This is a genomic window from Streptomyces sp. NPDC058751 (genome assembly GCF_042746485.1).
Lineage (GTDB): Bacteria > Actinomycetota > Actinomycetes > Streptomycetales > Streptomycetaceae > Streptomyces.
In genome coordinates this window covers 143066-157747 of sequence record NZ_JBHYPZ010000004.1, presented here as the reverse complement: position 1 = coordinate 157747, position 14682 = coordinate 143066, and the positions used below count along the sequence as shown (strand labels likewise).

General features: G+C 71.7%; 16 protein-coding genes and 1 pseudogene. 8 read left to right on the top strand and 9 right to left on the bottom strand.

Annotated features, from left to right (window positions below):
• Window positions 1-61: 61 nt before the first annotated feature.
• The gene (wblA, locus tag ACFW6B_RS05945; RefSeq protein ID WP_028799159.1) at window positions 62-400 is read left to right on the top strand and encodes a transcriptional regulator WblA; all 339 of its coding nucleotides are present in this window, start codon (window positions 62-64) and stop codon (window positions 398-400) included.
• A 147-nt stretch (window positions 401-547) separates the two neighbouring features.
• Here wblA and ACFW6B_RS05940 read toward each other — a convergent pair whose 3' ends face one another.
• Entirely contained in the window at window positions 548-2083 is a 1536-nt protein-coding gene (locus tag ACFW6B_RS05940; RefSeq protein WP_386592437.1) for an ArsA family ATPase, read from the bottom strand.
• Window positions 2080-3057: an ArsA family ATPase gene (locus tag ACFW6B_RS05935; protein ID WP_386592435.1), complete on the bottom strand. Its 978-nt coding sequence runs from the start codon at window positions 3055-3057 to the stop codon at window positions 2080-2082. The genes ACFW6B_RS05940 and ACFW6B_RS05935 overlap by 4 nt, the downstream gene beginning before the upstream one ends.
• Window positions 3058-3183: 126 nt before the next feature.
• Here ACFW6B_RS05935 and ACFW6B_RS05930 point away from each other — a divergent pair, with 126 nt between their 5' ends.
• From ACFW6B_RS05930 to ACFW6B_RS05915, 4 genes are all read left to right on the top strand, one after another.
• Entirely contained in the window at window positions 3184-3342 is a 159-nt protein-coding gene (locus ACFW6B_RS05930) for a DUF4177 domain-containing protein (RefSeq protein ID WP_386592434.1), read from the top strand.
• Window positions 3339-3809, top strand: a complete 471-nt coding sequence (locus ACFW6B_RS05925) for a RidA family protein (protein ID WP_386592432.1) — start codon at window positions 3339-3341, stop codon at window positions 3807-3809. The genes ACFW6B_RS05930 and ACFW6B_RS05925 overlap by 4 nt, the downstream gene beginning before the upstream one ends.
• A gap of 318 nt (window positions 3810-4127) precedes the next feature.
• On the top strand, window positions 4128-4997 hold the full coding sequence (locus ACFW6B_RS05920; RefSeq protein ID WP_386592430.1) for an NUDIX hydrolase: 870 nt from the start codon (window positions 4128-4130) through the stop codon (window positions 4995-4997).
• Window positions 4994-5824, top strand: coding sequence for an MBL fold metallo-hydrolase (locus ACFW6B_RS05915; protein WP_386592428.1), 831 nt, complete (start codon window positions 4994-4996; stop codon window positions 5822-5824). Before ACFW6B_RS05920 ends, ACFW6B_RS05915 begins: the two co-directional genes overlap by 4 nt.
• 132 nt (window positions 5825-5956) lie before the next feature.
• Here ACFW6B_RS05915 and ACFW6B_RS05910 read toward each other — a convergent pair whose 3' ends face one another.
• From ACFW6B_RS05910 to ACFW6B_RS05900, 3 genes and pseudogenes are all read right to left on the bottom strand, one after another.
• Window positions 5957-6775, bottom strand: a complete 819-nt coding sequence (locus ACFW6B_RS05910; protein WP_386592426.1) for a nucleotidyltransferase — start codon at window positions 6773-6775, stop codon at window positions 5957-5959.
• A 207-nt stretch (window positions 6776-6982) separates the two neighbouring features.
• A complete protein-coding gene (locus tag ACFW6B_RS05905) occupies window positions 6983-7657 on the bottom strand; it encodes a Crp/Fnr family transcriptional regulator (RefSeq protein WP_006382668.1) in 675 nt (224 codons plus the stop codon).
• Window positions 7658-7851: 194 nt separating this feature from the next.
• A pseudogene (locus ACFW6B_RS05900) lies at window positions 7852-8292 on the bottom strand (hypothetical protein); the annotation flags it as partial.
• Between ACFW6B_RS05900 and nth the strand changes: the two are divergent.
• From nth to ACFW6B_RS05885, 3 genes are read left to right on the top strand one after another with little or no spacing between them, the layout of a single operon-like run.
• Window positions 8213-9142: an endonuclease III gene (gene nth / locus ACFW6B_RS05895; protein ID WP_386592422.1), complete on the top strand. Its 930-nt coding sequence runs from the start codon at window positions 8213-8215 to the stop codon at window positions 9140-9142. The pseudogene ACFW6B_RS05900 and the gene nth overlap by 80 nt on opposite strands.
• 52 nt (window positions 9143-9194) lie before the next feature.
• On the top strand, window positions 9195-9905 hold the full coding sequence (locus tag ACFW6B_RS05890; protein ID WP_386592420.1) for an NUDIX hydrolase: 711 nt from the start codon (window positions 9195-9197) through the stop codon (window positions 9903-9905).
• Between the two features lie 13 nt (window positions 9906-9918).
• Window positions 9919-11118, top strand: coding sequence for a MarP family serine protease (locus ACFW6B_RS05885; RefSeq protein WP_386592418.1), 1200 nt, complete (start codon window positions 9919-9921; stop codon window positions 11116-11118).
• 31 nt (window positions 11119-11149) lie between these two features.
• Here the strand turns inward: ACFW6B_RS05885 and ACFW6B_RS05880 are convergent, their stop codons facing one another.
• From ACFW6B_RS05880 to nhaA, 4 genes are all read right to left on the bottom strand, one after another.
• Window positions 11150-11329: a hypothetical protein gene (locus tag ACFW6B_RS05880; RefSeq protein WP_386592416.1), complete on the bottom strand. Its 180-nt coding sequence runs from the start codon at window positions 11327-11329 to the stop codon at window positions 11150-11152.
• Between the two features lie 162 nt (window positions 11330-11491).
• Window positions 11492-12442, bottom strand: coding sequence for an alpha/beta fold hydrolase (locus ACFW6B_RS05875; RefSeq protein ID WP_386592414.1), 951 nt, complete (start codon window positions 12440-12442; stop codon window positions 11492-11494).
• Window positions 12439-12915 carry a phage holin family protein gene (locus ACFW6B_RS05870; protein WP_386592411.1) on the bottom strand — a complete coding sequence of 159 codons (477 nt, stop codon included), beginning with the start codon at window positions 12913-12915 and terminating at the stop codon, window positions 12439-12441. Before ACFW6B_RS05870 ends, ACFW6B_RS05875 begins: the two co-directional genes overlap by 4 nt.
• A gap of 43 nt (window positions 12916-12958) precedes the next feature.
• Window positions 12959-14311: a Na+/H+ antiporter NhaA gene (nhaA, locus tag ACFW6B_RS05865; protein WP_386592710.1), complete on the bottom strand. Its 1353-nt coding sequence runs from the start codon at window positions 14309-14311 to the stop codon at window positions 12959-12961.
• Window positions 14312-14682: the final 371 nt, after the last annotated feature.

The following is a 14682-nucleotide window of genomic DNA, read 5'->3' as shown; positions in this document are numbered from 1 at the left end:
GGCGGTGAATATGCCGCTGCCGCCGTGGGGGAGCCTCGATTCGGGAGAGGACGGCGCCGGTATGGGCTGGGTAACCGACTGGAGTGCGCAGGCGGCCTGCCGCACTACCGATCCGGATGAACTGTTCGTTCAAGGAGCAGCGCAGAACAGGGCCAAGGCAGTGTGCACCGGATGTCCGGTTCGCACGGAGTGCCTCGCCGATGCGCTCGACAACCGCGTCGAATTCGGCGTGTGGGGTGGCATGACCGAGCGTGAGCGCCGCGCGCTGCTGCGCCGGCGGCCGACCGTCACCTCGTGGCGTCGTCTGCTCGAGACCGCGCGCACGGAGTACGAGCGCGGGGCGGGTCTGCTGCCCCTCGACGAGGAAGAGGTGTACGAGCGCTACGCGGCGGTGGGCTGAGGGGAGTTGGCCCGTCGCGGCCAGGACGCCGCTCTCGGGCCCCTCGGACCCGTGCGGGCCCTTCCGGGGCCCGCTCGGCGGTCGCGGGGTCGGACAGGGCCCGAACGCCCCCTCAGCGCCTCCGCGCTCAGCTCAGCGCCTCCGCGCTCAGCTTTCGGGGAGCTCCGGCCGGTGGGCCGCGAGCCGGTTCCCGATGTCCCGCAGCCCGGCGAGATCGTGGACGTCTCCGGGCAGCGCGGCGACTTCCGCCACCGGCACCTCCGGGTGGCGCGCGGCGAAGCGGTCACGCGTGCGCTGCTCACGGGAGAGCAGCTGCATGCGCTCGGCGTGGAGCCTCAGCAGGCCTGCGGTGAGCTGGTCCACGGATCGCTCGGGGTCCGTGGTGACGGTCCCGTCCGTGGCGGTGGTCCGGTCCGTGGCGGCTGTCCTGTGCGTGGTGGCGGGGGAGCCTTCGTCAGGAACTGGTGCGCCGGAACCCGGTGATTCTGAACTGCCGTACGTGTCGGGAGAGTTACGAAGTCCAGCCTTCCCGCCCGCCTGATCCACAATGCGGACGCCGGCAAGATTTTCTGCGTCTGAGGATGCGGCTGCGGACTCGGGGGTTTCGACGTCGCCGACTTCGGTGTTCGTCCCGTCCCCGTCCCCGGCCCCGGGACTCTTCCCGTCGCCGACGTCGGCGTTCCCCGCCGCGGCCTCCGGACTCTCCGCTTCGATGGCTTCGATGGATTCGGCGGAATCGGTGGAATCGGCCGAATCGAGGTCCTCCGCGGCGGCGAGCGCCCGCTCGGCGGAGAGCCGGGTGGCTCCGCTGCCGTGCACCCGGTTGAGCACCAGCCCGGCGAACGGCATCTCCTCCGCGGCCAGCCGCTCCACGAAGTACGCGGCCTCGCGCAGCGCGTCCCGCTCGGGCGCCGCCACCACCAGGAACGCGGTGCCGGGCGCCTGGAGCAGCTTGTACGTGGCGTCGGCCCGCGTACGGAAACCGCCGAACGTGGTGTCCATGGCCGAGACGAACGTCTGCACGTCCTTGAGGAGCTGGCCCCCGAGCAGCTTGCCCAGGGTGCCCGTCATCATCGACATCCCGACGTTCAGGAACTTCATGCCGGCCCGGCCGCCCAGCTTCGCCGGTGCCGTCAGCAGCCGGATCAGCCGCCCGTCGAGGAAGGAACCGAGCCGCTTCGGGGCGTCCAGGAAGTCCAGTGCCGAGCGGGACGGCGGAGTGTCGACCACGATCAGGTCCCACTCGTCGCGCGCCCGCAGCTGGCCCAGCTTCTCCATCGCCATGTATTCCTGCGTGCCCGCGAAGCCCGCCGAAAGCGACTGGTAGAAGGGGTTGTTGAGGATGGCCGCCGCCCGGGCGCCGTCCGCGTGCGCCTCGACGATCTCGTCGAACGTGCGCTTCATGTCGAGCATCATGGCGTGCAGCTCGCCGCTGCCCTCGACGCCCTTCACCCGGCGCGGGGTGTTGTCGAGGGAGTCGATGCCCATCGACTGCGCCAGCCTGCGCGCGGGGTCGATGGTGAGCACGACCACCTTGCGGCCGCGCTCCGCGGCGCGCAGCCCGAGCGCCGCCGCCGTGGTCGTCTTGCCGACGCCGCCCGAACCGCAGCACACCACGATGCGGGTCTCCGGGTCGTCGAGCAGCGGGTCGAGATCGAGGACACGGGCGGGGTCCAGGCTCATGACATCCCTTGCTTACGCAGCTGTGCGGCCAGTTCGTACAGGCCCGCCAGGTCCAGGCCCTCGGCGAGCAGCGGGAGTTCGTGCAACGGCAGGTCCTGCTCGGCCAGCACGCTCCGCTGCTCGGTCTCCAGCGTGTACCGCTCGGCGTACTCCTCCGCCTGCTGGAGGAGCGGGTCCACCAGCCGTTCGGCGAGCCCGCCGCGCCGCGCCCCGCCGAGCCCGGCCGCGGAGAGCGACTTGGCGATCGCCGAACGGGGGGCGGTCTTCGCCAGCTCCAGGTCGACGCCGTCGAGGAGCGCCGGACGCACCATGTTCACGATGATCCGGCCCACGGGAAGCTTCGCCGCGTGCAGCTCCGCGATCCCGTCCGCGGTCTCCTGTACGGGCATCTCCTCCAGCAGCGTCACCAAGTGGACCGCCGTCTCCGGGGACTTGAGGACGCGCATGACGGCCTGGGCCTGATTGTGTATCGGGCCGATCTTCGCGAGGCCGGCGACCTCGTCGTTGACGTTCAGGAAGCGGGTGATGCGGCCCGTGGGGGGCGCGTCCATCACCACGTAGTCGTACGTGAAGCGGCCGCTCTTCTCCTTGCGCCGCACCGCCTCGCACGCCTTGCCGGTCAGGAGCACGTCCCGCAGCCCGGGCGCGATGGTGGTCGCGAAGTCGATCGCGCCGAGCTTCTTGAGGGCGCGGCCGGCGCCGCCCAGTTTGTAGAACATCTGGAGGTAGTCCAGCAGCGCCAGTTCGGGGTCGATGGCGAGGGCGTACACCTCCCCGCCCCCTGGAGCGACGGCGATCTTCCGCTCCTCGTAGGGCAGCGCTTCTGTCTCGAAGAGCTGCGCGATGCCCTGTCTGCCCTCGACCTCGACGAGGAGGGCGCGCTTGCCCTCGGTCGCGAGGGCGAGCGCGAGGGCCGCGGCCACCGTGGTCTTGCCGGTACCGCCCTTGCCGCTGACGACCTGGAGCCTGCTCACGTATTCGAGCCTAACCAGTCCGCCGCCGGAGTAAGCAGGAGGCTGTGGACAAGCGGCGCTGTCGGCGGCGGGGCGGCGGGTGGCTCGGGCGGGAGCCGGTGGGTGCCAGCGGCTACAGTCGGCCCCATGACCAAATGGGAATACTCCACCGTGCCTCTGCTCGTCCACGCCACGAAGCAGATTCTGGACACCTGGGGCGAGGACGGCTGGGAGCTCGTCCAGGTCGTGCCCGGCCCCAACCCCGAGCAGCTCGTGGCCTACCTGAAGCGCGAGAAGTCCGCGTGAGCGGGGCCGTCGAGGCGAAGCTCGCCGAACTCGGACTGAGCCTCCCGGACGTCGTTCCGCCGCTGGCCGCGTACCAGCCCGCCGTGCAGTCGGGCGTGTACGTGTACACCGCGGGGCAGCTCCCGATGGTGGACGGGAAGCTTCCGGTCACCGGGAAGGTGGGGGCCGAGGTCACGGCCGAGGAGGCCAAGGAACTCGCCCGTACGTGCGCGCTGAACGCTCTCGCGGCGGTGAAGTCGGTCGTGGGCGACCTCGACCGCATCGCGCGTGTCGTCAAGGTCGTGGGCTTCGTGGCCTCGGCGTCGGACTTCACCGGGCAGCCGGGTGTGCTGAACGGGGCGAGCGAGCTGCTGGGCGCCGTGCTGGGCGACAAGGGCGTGCACGCCCGGAGCGCGGTCGGTGTGGCCGTGCTGCCGCTGGACGCGCCGGTCGAGGTCGAGATCCAGGTGGAGCTCACGCAGGCGTAGCCCTCTGGGGTGTCACCGGGTTCGGTCCGGTGGTGGGTGGGGGCCGTGCCGGTGCATCAGCCCGTCGCCGTTGGACGAGGCGTGGCCGTCGGTGGCGACGGGCATCGATGTACCGGCACGGCCCCTCGCGCCGGATCCCGGCTGCGGGTGCGGGATCCAGTCCCTTGCGGGCGTGATTTTCAGCGCCTCCGGCGTTTGAGGAGCGGGGGTCCGGGGGCGGAGCCCCAGGTTCGGGTCGGGTAGGGGCGGAGGGGGCGAAAAGGGCCTGTGGGGCGGTGGGGCCTCGAACATCCGCCCGGCTCGGGATAGCCTCCGGCCATGGGGAATGGGCAATGGTTTCCGGCAGAGTGGCCGGAGCGGATTCGGGCGCTCGCCGAGGGCACGCTGACACCGGTCGCACCCCGGCGCGCCGCCACGGTGATGCTGGTCAGGGACGGCGAGACCGGCCCCGTGGTCCACATGCTGCGCCGACGTGCCTCCATGGCCTTCGCCGGAGGCGCGTACGCGTATCCGGGCGGCGGGGTGGACCCGCGCGACGACGAGCAGCAGATCCGCTGGGCGGGGCCCACGCGCGCGTGGTGGGCGCAGCGGCTCGGCGTGGACGAGGCCTCCGCCCAGGCCATCGTCTGCGCGGCCGTGCGGGAGACGTACGAGGAGGCGGGCGTCCTGCTCGCCGGCCCCGGCCCGGACAGTGTGGTCGGTGACACCACGGGGGACGACTGGGAGGCGGACCGGGCGGCCCTGGTCGCCAGGGACCTGTCCTTCGCGGAGTTCCTCGACCGCCGGGGGCTCGTGCTCCGCTCGGACCTGCTCGGTGCCTGGGCCCGCTGGATCACCCCGGAGTTCGAGTCCCGCCGCTACGACACGTGGTTCTTCGTGGCCGTCCTCCCGGAGGGCCAGCGCACGCGGAACGCCTCCACGGAGGCCGACCGCACCGTGTGGATCCGTCCCGCCGACGCGGCGGCCGGCTACGACAAGGGCGAGCTGCTGATGATGCCGCCCACCATCGCGACCCTGCGCGGGATCGTGGAGTACGAGAGCTCCGCCGACGCCCTCGCCGGCGCGGCCGCCCGTGATCTGACCCCCGTCCTGGCCGAGGCGCGTCTGGAGGACGGCGAGGTAGTCCTCTCCTGGCCCGGACACGACGAGTTCACCAAGCACGTCCCGACCGGCGGGGCATCCGCATGACCGACGCAGCAGCCCTTCCCGGCCAGCCGCGGGGCACGGTCCTCTCCGGTCCCGCCACCGCGCGCGCGGTGAACGTCCTCGCCCCCAACGCCTCCGCGATGACCCTGGACGGCACGAACACGTGGATCGTGTCCGAGCCGGACTCCGAGCTCGCGGTCGTCATCGACCCGGGCCCCCTGGACGACGTACATCTGCGCACGGTCCTGGACACGGCCGAGCGGGCCGGGAAGCGTGTCGCGCTGACCCTGCTCACCCACGGGCACCCCGACCACGCGGAGGGCGCGTCGCGCTTCGCCGAGCTGTCGGGGACCGCCGTCCGCGCCCTGGACCCCGCGCTGCGGCTCGGGGACGAGGGGCTGGCGGCGGGAGACGTGATCGACCTCGGCGGGCTCGAACTGCGTGTCGTGCCGACTCCCGGGCACACCGCCGACTCGCTGTGCTTCCACCTCCCGGCCGATCAGGCGGTGCTGACCGGGGACACCGTCCTGGGGCGCGGTACGACCGTGGTGGCCCACCCCGACGGGCGTCTGGGGGACTATCTCGACTCCCTGCGCCGGCTGCGCTCGCTGACGGTCGACGACGGCGTCCGCACCGTCCTGCCCGGTCACGGGCCGGTCCTCGACGACGCGCAGGGCGCGGTCGAGTTCTACCTCGCCCACCGTGCCCACCGGCTCGCCCAGGTCGAGACGGCCGTGGAGAACGGCCTCCGGTCGCCGGAAGAGGTCGTCGCCCGCGTCTACGCGGACGTGGACCGGTCGCTGTGGCCCGCGGCCGAGCTGTCGGTGCGGGCGCAGATGGACTATCTGAAGGAGCACGGGCTCATCTAGGAGGCCACGGGCTCGTCCGGGAGGCGTTCCGCGGCCGGTGGCGTTCGTGGCGGCTTCTCCGGGACTGCGGCGGCTTCTCCGGGATTCCGGAGGGGGTCTTCAGGGGGCTGGAGGAGGTCTTCAGAGGCGCCATCAGGGGCGGGGTGCCTTGATGCCGTGCACGCGTGCGTACTCCCCGGCCAGCCACGGCCCCAGATCGTCCGCGTAGGAGCGGAGCACGGCGGGGTCGCCGGTCGGCTCGTACCCGCGTACGGCCGCCCCGCGCATCTCGGCGGCCCGCCCCGGGTAGTACGCGCCGAACGCCCCGGCCATCTCCCCGAGGTCGCTGGTCCAGCCGTTCCAGCGCGGCATGACGAGCGTGAAGCCGGTGCGGACGAGGTGCCGGGACAGCGAGCGGACCAGCGGGCGTCTGGCCCCGTCGGTGTCCGCGGCCGCGGCGATCCGCTCGCGCCAGCGGGGCAGCAGCAGGGCGAGGTCGCCGTTGGTCTCGCGGGCCAGCAGTGTGTCGGGACGGTAGCGCGGAAGGTGCCCGGCCAGGTCCTCGCCCACGAGGGGGGTGCAGAGGCAGGCGACGAACCAGCCGAGGTCGTGGGTCTCCAGGTCGCTCAGCAGCCGGGCACGGCCGAACAGCAGGATCCCCACGCCGTCGATCTCGGCGAACTCCCGGTCGAGCGCAGTTTCGAGCGCGCGGGCGGCGGCGCGGTCGGTGCCGGTCGGCTCCTCGCGCAGCGACAGCAGCAGGTCGAGATCGGAGCGTCCCACGCGCGCGGTGCCGCGCGGGATCGAGCCGTAGAGGTACGCGCCGTCCAGCCGGGCCCCGAAGACGTCCTGGACCCGGTCACGGGCCGCCGCGACGACGGCCTCGAAGGCGTACGGGACGCGCGCGAGCGATCCCTCGCGCTCGATGTGCCCCTGGGCGTCGAGCCCTCTGCGGTGCCCCTGTGCGGCCATGCGCCCACTGTGCCGCGAAGGGCTGTGGGGCCGCAGATCTTTTACCGCCGCGGGTCTGCCACGGCCACGGCTGCGCGGGCCGGGGGGAGAGCGGGGACCGGAAGACCGTGGTGGGGCGACGGCGGCGGGGGGCCGGCCGCGAGGGGTACGACGACGGGGTCCCGCCTCGGTGGGAGGCGGGACCCCGTCGTCGTACGGTCGCAGGCGTCAGCGCGAGCGCTTGGCGAGCCTCTCCACGTCCAGGAGGATCACCGCGCGGGCCTCCAGGCGGAGCCAGCCGCGGCCCGCGAAGTCGGCGAGCGCCTTGTTGACGGTCTCCCGGGAGGCGCCGACCAGCTGGGCCAGCTCCTCCTGCGTGAGGTCGTGCACGACGTGGATGCCCTCTTCGGACTGCACGCCGAAGCGGCGCGACAGGTCGAGCAGGGCGCGCGCCACACGGCCGGGCACGTCGGAGAAGACCAGGTCGGACATCTGGTCGTTGGTCTTGCGCAGGCGCCGGGCGACGGCGCGCAGCAGGGCGGCGGCCACCTCGGGGCGCGCGTTCAGCCAGGGCTGGAGGTCGCCGTGGCCGAGGCCGAGCAGCTTGACCTCGGTGAGCGCGGTGGCGGTCGCCGTGCGCGGGCCCGGGTCGAACAGCGACAGCTCGCCGATCAGCTCGCCGGGGCCGAGGACGGCGAGCATGTTCTCGCGCCCGTCGGGGGAGGTGCGGTGAAGCTTCACCTTGCCCTCGGTGACCACATAGAGGCGGTCGCCGGGGTCGCCTTCATGGAAGAGGGCGTCGCCTCGCGCGAGGGTCACCTCACTCATGGAGGCGCGGAGCTCCGCGGCCTGCTCGTCATCGAGCGCCGCGAAGAGCGGGGCGCGCCGCAGAACGTCGTCCACGAGTTCTCTCCTTGTCGACCTGCTCAGGGGACCTTGCTCCCCCTTGGTACCAGGGGACCTGGTTCCCCATCTTGCCGGACGGTCCAAACAGTGTGATCAGTCACAAGTCTGCCGCACTGGCGTCCCAACGAGTGCGGCAGGGGGCCAATTGGGGGCCGATCTTCAGGGTCCGGGGCGGATGTCGGCGCCGGGCTTTAGGCTGGCCGGGTGTCCAAATCGCCGGTGAGAGCACAGGCCAAGGGGGCTGGGCGGGTGGTTGTATGTCGGGATTCCGCTGTGGGCGAACAGGCCCCCGGCGGAACCAGCGAACAGGCAAAAGCGATGAAACCGACTCCGGTGGAGGCGGCGCCCGGGGTGGCGTCCGAGTCGGCGTCGACCACCGCCGGCGGCAAGAACGTGAAGAGAACGGCCCCCCGGACCGCCGGGAAGGCGGCACCTGCGAAAACGGCCACCGGGAAGGCGGCACCGGCGGAGGCGGCCTCCGGGAGGGCGACCGCCGAGAAGCCCCCCTCCGGGAAGCCCGCCGGGAAAACCGCGTCCAAGAAGGCCGTTCGGGTGACCGCCGCGTCCGAGAAGTCCGGGAAGGCGGCCTCCGAGAAGACCGCCTCCGAGAAGGCGGCCTCCGAGAAGACCGCCTCCGAGAAGGCGGCCCCCGAGAAGACAGCCTCCGGGAGGAGGGTCTCCGCGCGGTCGGCCGCCGCGTCCTCGCGCGGCGAGTCGCGCACCGCTCTCGTCCGCCGGGCCCGCCGCATCAACCGCGAACTCGCCGAGGTGTACCCGTACGCCCACCCGGAGCTGGACTTCGAGAACCCCTTCCAACTGGTCGTCGCCACGGTCCTGTCCGCCCAGACCACCGATCTGCGGGTGAACCAGACGACACCGGCGCTCTTCGCCAGGTATCCGACCCCCGAGGACCTCGCCGAGGCCGACCCGGAGGAGGTCGAGGAGATCCTGCGCCCGACCGGGTTCTTCCGGGCCAAGACGAAATCCGTCATAGGGCTCTCCAGGACCCTGAGGGACGAGTTCGGGGGCGAGGTGCCCGGCCGCCTCGAAGACCTCGTGAAACTGCCCGGAGTGGGCCGCAAGACCGCCTTCGTCGTGCTCGGCAACGCGTTCGGGCGGCCCGGGATCACCGTCGACACCCACTTCCAGCGGCTCGTGCGGCGCTGGCGGTGGACCGCCGAGACCGAGCCGGACAAGATCGAGACGGCCGTGGGCGGGCTCTTCCCGAAGAGCGAGTGGACCATGCTGTCGCACCACGTGATCTTCCACGGCCGCCGCATCTGCCACGCCCGCAAGCCCGCGTGCGGCGCCTGCCCCATCGCCCCCCTCTGCCCGGCGTACGGGGAGGGCGAGACGGACCCCGAGAAGGCGAGAAAGCTCCTGAAGTACGAGAAGGGCGGCTTCCCCGGACAGCGGCTCAACCCCCCGCAGGCCTATCTGGACGCGGGCGGCAGGCCCGCGCCCCCGCTGGGCGCCGGATGACGGAACGAACACGGCTTCGGCGGGCGTTGGGAACAGCAGAACGGGGGCGGCGATGAAGCACGCAGGCGACACACGGAACGCGAGCGGCGCGCAGGGCGGGCCGGTGCTCAGCAAGGAGGGTCTGCCCGGCTGGCTGGACCCGGTCGCGCGGGTCGCGGAGACCGTGGAGCCGCTCCAGCTCAGCCGTTTCCTGCCGCCGGCGAACGGTGCGGGCCGTCAGTCCGCGGTGCTCATCCTCTTCGGTGAGGGGCCGCGCGGCCCCGAGCTGCTGCTCATGGAACGGGCGGGCACCCTCAGGTCGCACGCCGGACAGCCGTCGTTCCCGGGCGGTGCCCTCGACCCCGAGGACGGCGACCCGAAGACCGACGGACCGCTGAACGCGGCCCTGCGCGAGGCCGAGGAGGAGACCGGTCTCGACCCGAGCGGAGTCCAGCTCTTCGGCGTGCTGCCCCGGCTGTACATCCCGGTCAGCCGCTTCGTGGTGACCCCGGTCCTCGGCTGGTGGCGCCGCCCGACGCCGGTCGGCGTCGTCGACCCGGGCGAGACGGCCCGGGTCTTCACCGTCCCCGTGGTGGATCTCACGGACCCGGCCAACCGTGCGACTACCGTCCATCCCAGCGGTCACCGAGGTCCGGCATTTCTGGTCGAATCGGCCCTGGTCTGGGGTTTCACTGCCGGAGTGATCGACAAGATCCTGCACTTCGCGGGCTGGGAGCGTCCGTGGGACCGCGAGAAGCAGGTCCCGCTCGACTGGCGCGCGTGACAAGGTGACCTTCGTGAATGTGCTGGACATCCTGTTGCTGGTCGCTGCCGTGTGGTTCGCGATCGTGGGCTACCGCCAGGGCTTCGTCGTCGGCATCCTGTCGGTGATCGGATTCCTGGGCGGTGGTCTCGTCGCCGTCTACCTCCTCCCGGTCGTCTGGAGCTGGGCGACCGACGACAGCAAGGTGAGTACGACCGCCGCCGTCGTCGCCGTGGTCGTCGTGATCGTCTGCGCCTCCGTCGGCCAGGCCCTCACCACCCACCTCGGCAACAAGCTGCGCCGGTACATCACCTGGTCCCCGGCCAGAGCCCTGGACGCCACCGGCGGCGCCCTGGTGAACGTCGTGGCGATGCTGCTCGTCGCCTGGCTGATCGGCTCCGCCCTCGCCGGCACGACGCTGCCGACGCTCGGCAAGGAGGTCCGCAACTCCAAGGTGCTGCTCGGGGTGTCCCGCGCGCTGCCCGCCCAGGCCAACACCTGGTTCGCCGACTTCTCCTCGGTCCTCGCGCAGAACGGCTTCCCGCAGGTCTTCAGCCCGTTCGCCAACGAGCCCATCACCGAGGTCCAGCCCCCCGACCCCCAGCTCGCCGCCAGCGCCGTCGCCACCCGCTCGCGGAACTCCATCGTCAAGGTCATGGGTACGGCGCAGAGTTGCGGAAAGGTCCTCGAAGGCACCGGCTTCGTCTTCAGCGACCGCCGCGTGATGACCAACGCGCACGTGGTCGGCGGGGTCGACGAACCCACCGTCCAGATAGGCGGCGAGGGCAAGAAGTACGACGCCACGGTCGTCCTCTACGACTGGGAGCGCGACATCGCCGTACTCGACGTGCCGAACCTGAAGGCGCCCGCGCTGCGGTTCAGCACCGAGGACGCGGTCAGCGGCGACAGCGCGATCGTCGCCGGGTTCCCGCAGAACGGTTCGTACAACGTGCAGCCCGCGCGCGTGCGGGGCCGCATCACGGCCAACGGCCCGGACATCTACCACCGCAAGACCGTGCGCCGAGACGTCTACTCGCTCTACGCGACGGTCCGTCAGGGAAACTCCGGCGGACCGCTGCTGACACCCGACGGCAAGGTGTACGGCGTGGTGTTCGCGAAGTCGCTCGACGACGCCGAGACCGGTTACGCACTCACCGCGGACGAGGTCCGGCAGGACATCGCCAAGGGGCGTACGGCCGACCAGCAGGTGGACAGCGACAGCTGCGCGCTGTGACCGGCCGGGGGACCTCGACCGCGGTGGGGCCTCAGCCTCGGGGATGGCGCAGCCGCACGGAGACCCAGCGGGCCCGGCGCCGCAGGATGCGCGGAATCCCCACGCGCGGATCCGTGCCCGTCAACTGCGGGTCGCCTCCCTGACGAGAGCTCAAGCCCGTGGTCGAGCGGCGATTGCGTGCTACGTCACTGTAGTCGTGCGTCCAGCCCATACCCCGACGTCTGCCCCTGCCCCAAGGTCGATAACCTCGCCCCGGCCCCTCAATTGGCCTATGCGCCGGGCAATTGGCGGTTCATAGGACAGGTGTTCACGGGCCGCGTTCCGGACGCGGCACCGGGCGCGTTCGCGAGGTCACCCACGGATGACCGAGGTGTCACCGGTCGGGTTCCGGATCCTTCAGCCAGTTGATCAGTTCGGTGGAGAAGGCGACCGGATCCTCTTCGTGCGGGAAGTGGCCGAGTCCGTCGAACAGCCGCCAGCGGTACGGCGCTTCGACGTACTCGCCGGAGCCGGCCGCGCTCCGCGTCCGCATCACCGGGTCGAGCGAGCCGTGCAGGTGCAGGGTCGGCACCCGCACCGGTCGCTTCATGCGCCGGTTGAACTGGATGCCGTCCGGGCGTGCCATGGAACGCACCATCCACCGGTAGGGCTCGATGGAGCAGTGCGCGGTCGAGGGGATGCTCATGGCCCGGCGGTACGTCTCCAGGGTGTCCTCGTCCGGCTGCCGGGGGCCCGACCAGTCGCTCACCAGACGACCCACCAGGGCGGCGTCGTCGGCGAGGAGTTGGCGCTCCGGGATCCAGGGCCGCTGGAAGCCCCAGATGTACGAGCCCGCCGTCGTCTGCCGGATGTCGGAGAGCATCGCGGACCGCCAGCGCCGCGGATGCGGCATGGACGACACCGCGAGCCGGCGGACGAGCTTGGGCCGCATGGCGGCCGCCGTCCACGCCAGATAGCCGCCGAGGTCGTGCCCTACCAGAGCGGCGTCGGGCTCGCCGAGGGAGCGTACGACCCCGGTGATGTCGAGCGCGAGGTTGGCGGGGTCGTAGCCGCGCGGGGTGCGGTCGCTGCCCCCGACGCCCCGCAGGTCCATGGCGACCGCCCGGAACCCGGCGTCGGCGAGCGCGACGAGCTGGTGCCGCCAGGTCCACCAGAACTGCGGGAAGCCGTGCAGCAGCAGGACGAGCGGTCCGTCGCCGAGCTCGGCGATGTGGAAGCGCGCGCCGTTGGCGGCCACGTCCCGGTGCGTGACTTTGCGGTCGCCGGGAAGGTCGATCCGTACGACCGAGGTGGGTTGCGCCGAAGGTGTGGCGGGGTCCGTCATGAGGACGAGCGTGCCACAGCCTTGGCGGAGCCCTCGACCGGTTCGGGCCGCGGGTGCGGCTTGGCGTTCTGCAGGACACCCGCCGTCTCCTTCATGGAGGCGGCCACCTTCTGCGGTCCCTGGCTCTTCTTGGCCTTCTTCGCGAAGACCGTGCCGATCAGCGCGAGCACGGCCGCGACCAGCACGTTCGCCGCGAACGACAGCAGGAAGCAGATCGCGAGATTCCAGTGGCTCCAGGTCCGGATGCCGTACGCGAGGGCGAAGCTGAGCATCGGCAGGGAGAAGATCAGGACCGCGCCCGCCGCCGAGAACGCGCCGCCGCTGACCGCACCGCGCTTGACGTCCTGCTTGAGCTGCGCCTTCGCCAGCGCGATCTCGTCGTGCACCAGCGCGGACATCTCGGTCGTCGCCGCGGCGACCAGCTGGCCGATGCTGCGTTCGGCACCGACCGGGTTCCCGTCGGGTGCACTCATCGCGATCTCCCTCTTCTGCATGTGTTTGTGCGGTCCTGTCAGATCATGCCGGACCGTCGTTCCCCTCGCTTGCCCCACCCGCCAGTTCGGCACGCCTGCGGTGTTCCGCGGCCCTGCTTTCGTAGATCGCCGCCATGCGCAGGTGGTACGCCGGCTTGTGCTCCTCGTAGATGTCGGGGATGCCGTCGTGGTCCTCGTCGCGCTCCTCGGCCTCGCACAGCGAGCGGTACTTGGAGTTACGTATCTTCAACAGCGCCGTGGCGAGCACGGCCGCGATGAACGAGCCGATCAGGACGGCGGCCTTGGTCTCGTCGGTGAGGCTCGTGTCGCCTTCGAAGGAGAGCTCACCGATGAGCAGCGAGACGGTGAAGCCGATGCCGGCGAGGGTGGCGACGGCGAGGACGTCGGCCCATTCGAGGTCGTCGCTGAGCGAGGCCCTGGTGAACCGGGCCGTCAGCCATGTGCCGCCGAAGACGCCGACCGCCTTGCCGACGACGAGTCCGAGCACCACGCCGAGCGTCTCGGGCCGGGTGAACACATCCTGGATGGCACCCCCGGAGACCACGACACCGGCGCTGAACAGGGCGAACAGCGGCACGGCGAGTCCCGCCGACACCGGCCGCACGAGATGCTCGATGTGCTCGCCGGGGGAGTGCTCCTCTCCTTCGCGGGAGTGGCAGCGCAGCATCAGGCCCATGGCGACGCCGGAGATGGTGGCGTGGATGCCGCTGTTGTACATCAGGGCCCAGATGACCAGCGCGAGCGGAACGTACACGTACCAGCCGTGTACGTCCTTGCGCAGCAGCAGCCAGAAGACGCCGAGGCCCACGATCGAACCGCCGAGCGCCGCGAGGTTGATGGAACTCGTGAAGAAGACCGCGATGATCAGGATGGCGAAGAGGTCGTCGACGACGGCGAGGGTGAGCAGGAAGGCGCGCAGCGCGGACGGCAGGGACGTCCCGATGACGGCGAGCACGGCGAGCGCGAAGGCGATGTCGGTGGCGGTGGGGACGGCCCACCCCCCGAGCGAGCCGTGGCCGGACAGGGAGGTCAGGACGTAGACGATCGCGGGGACGGCCATGCCGCAGACCGCGGCGGCCACGGGCAGCAGCGCGGCCTTCGGGTCCCGCAGGTCCCCGGCCACCAGCTCGCGCTTGAGCTCGATGCCGGCGACGAAGAAGAACACGGCGAGCAGCCCGTCGGCCGCCCAGTGCTCCACGGACAGGTCGAGTCCGAGGGCGGCCGGTCCGAAGTGGTGGTGCGAGACGGTCTCGTAGCTGTGCGGGAGGGTGTTCGCCCAGATCAGGGCCGCGACCGTCGAGATCAGCAGGAGGACCCCGCCCACGGTCTCGGCGCGCAGCGCGTCCGCCACGAAGTTCCGTTCGGGCAGGGACATCAGGCCCAGGAACTTGCGCGGGGTGGTGCCGGGGGACGCGGCCACAGAGAGGACCTCCGGTCGAGCAGGCAGGACGGAGCACTCGCCGACCAGTCTTCCCGGCACACCATGAACGATCTTGTCGCGTCTTCGACGCTTTGCTTACCTTACCCATGATCCGACCGGGTCCGGTGGGGATCTTCACGGTACTGCCGAACCGGCCGGGCGGCCTGCCGGCTGGGCCGGTGGGGCACCCGGGCCGGGCGTCGGGCACCGGCCGGCCCGCGGGTGCGGGGCACGGAAACGCGCGAGGGGTGCGGGGGGGGCGCCGCGTGTCCGACCCCCCCCCCCCAGGCCGGCCGGCGCGCGGGGTCCGCCCCAGGCAGCGGCGG

Bases quoted from the DNA above. Each gene is read 5' to 3' on its own strand.
- wblA (WP_028799159.1), top strand. From the start codon at position 62: ATGGGCTGGGTAACCGACTGGAGTGCGCAGGCGGCCTGCCGCACTACC.
- ACFW6B_RS05940 (WP_386592437.1), bottom strand. From the start codon at position 2,083: ATGAGCCTGGACCCCGCCCGTGTCCTCGATCTCGACCCGCTGCTCGAC.
- ACFW6B_RS05930 (WP_386592434.1), top strand. From the start codon at position 3,184: ATGACCAAATGGGAATACTCCACCGTGCCTCTGCTCGTCCACGCCACG.
- ACFW6B_RS05920 (WP_386592430.1), top strand. From the start codon at position 4,128: ATGGGGAATGGGCAATGGTTTCCGGCAGAGTGGCCGGAGCGGATTCGG.
- ACFW6B_RS05915 (WP_386592428.1), top strand. From the start codon at position 4,994: ATGACCGACGCAGCAGCCCTTCCCGGCCAGCCGCGGGGCACGGTCCTC.
- ACFW6B_RS05910 (WP_386592426.1), bottom strand. From the start codon at position 6,775: ATGGCCGCACAGGGGCACCGCAGAGGGCTCGACGCCCAGGGGCACATC.
- ACFW6B_RS05890 (WP_386592420.1), top strand. From the start codon at position 9,195: ATGAAGCACGCAGGCGACACACGGAACGCGAGCGGCGCGCAGGGCGGG.
- ACFW6B_RS05880 (WP_386592416.1), bottom strand. From the start codon at position 11,329: ATGGGCTGGACGCACGACTACAGTGACGTAGCACGCAATCGCCGCTCG.
- ACFW6B_RS05875 (WP_386592414.1), bottom strand. From the start codon at position 12,442: ATGACGGACCCCGCCACACCTTCGGCGCAACCCACCTCGGTCGTACGG.
- ACFW6B_RS05870 (WP_386592411.1), bottom strand. From the start codon at position 12,915: ATGAGTGCACCCGACGGGAACCCGGTCGGTGCCGAACGCAGCATCGGC.
- nhaA (WP_386592710.1), bottom strand. From the start codon at position 14,311: ATGTCCCTGCCCGAACGGAACTTCGTGGCGGACGCGCTGCGCGCCGAG.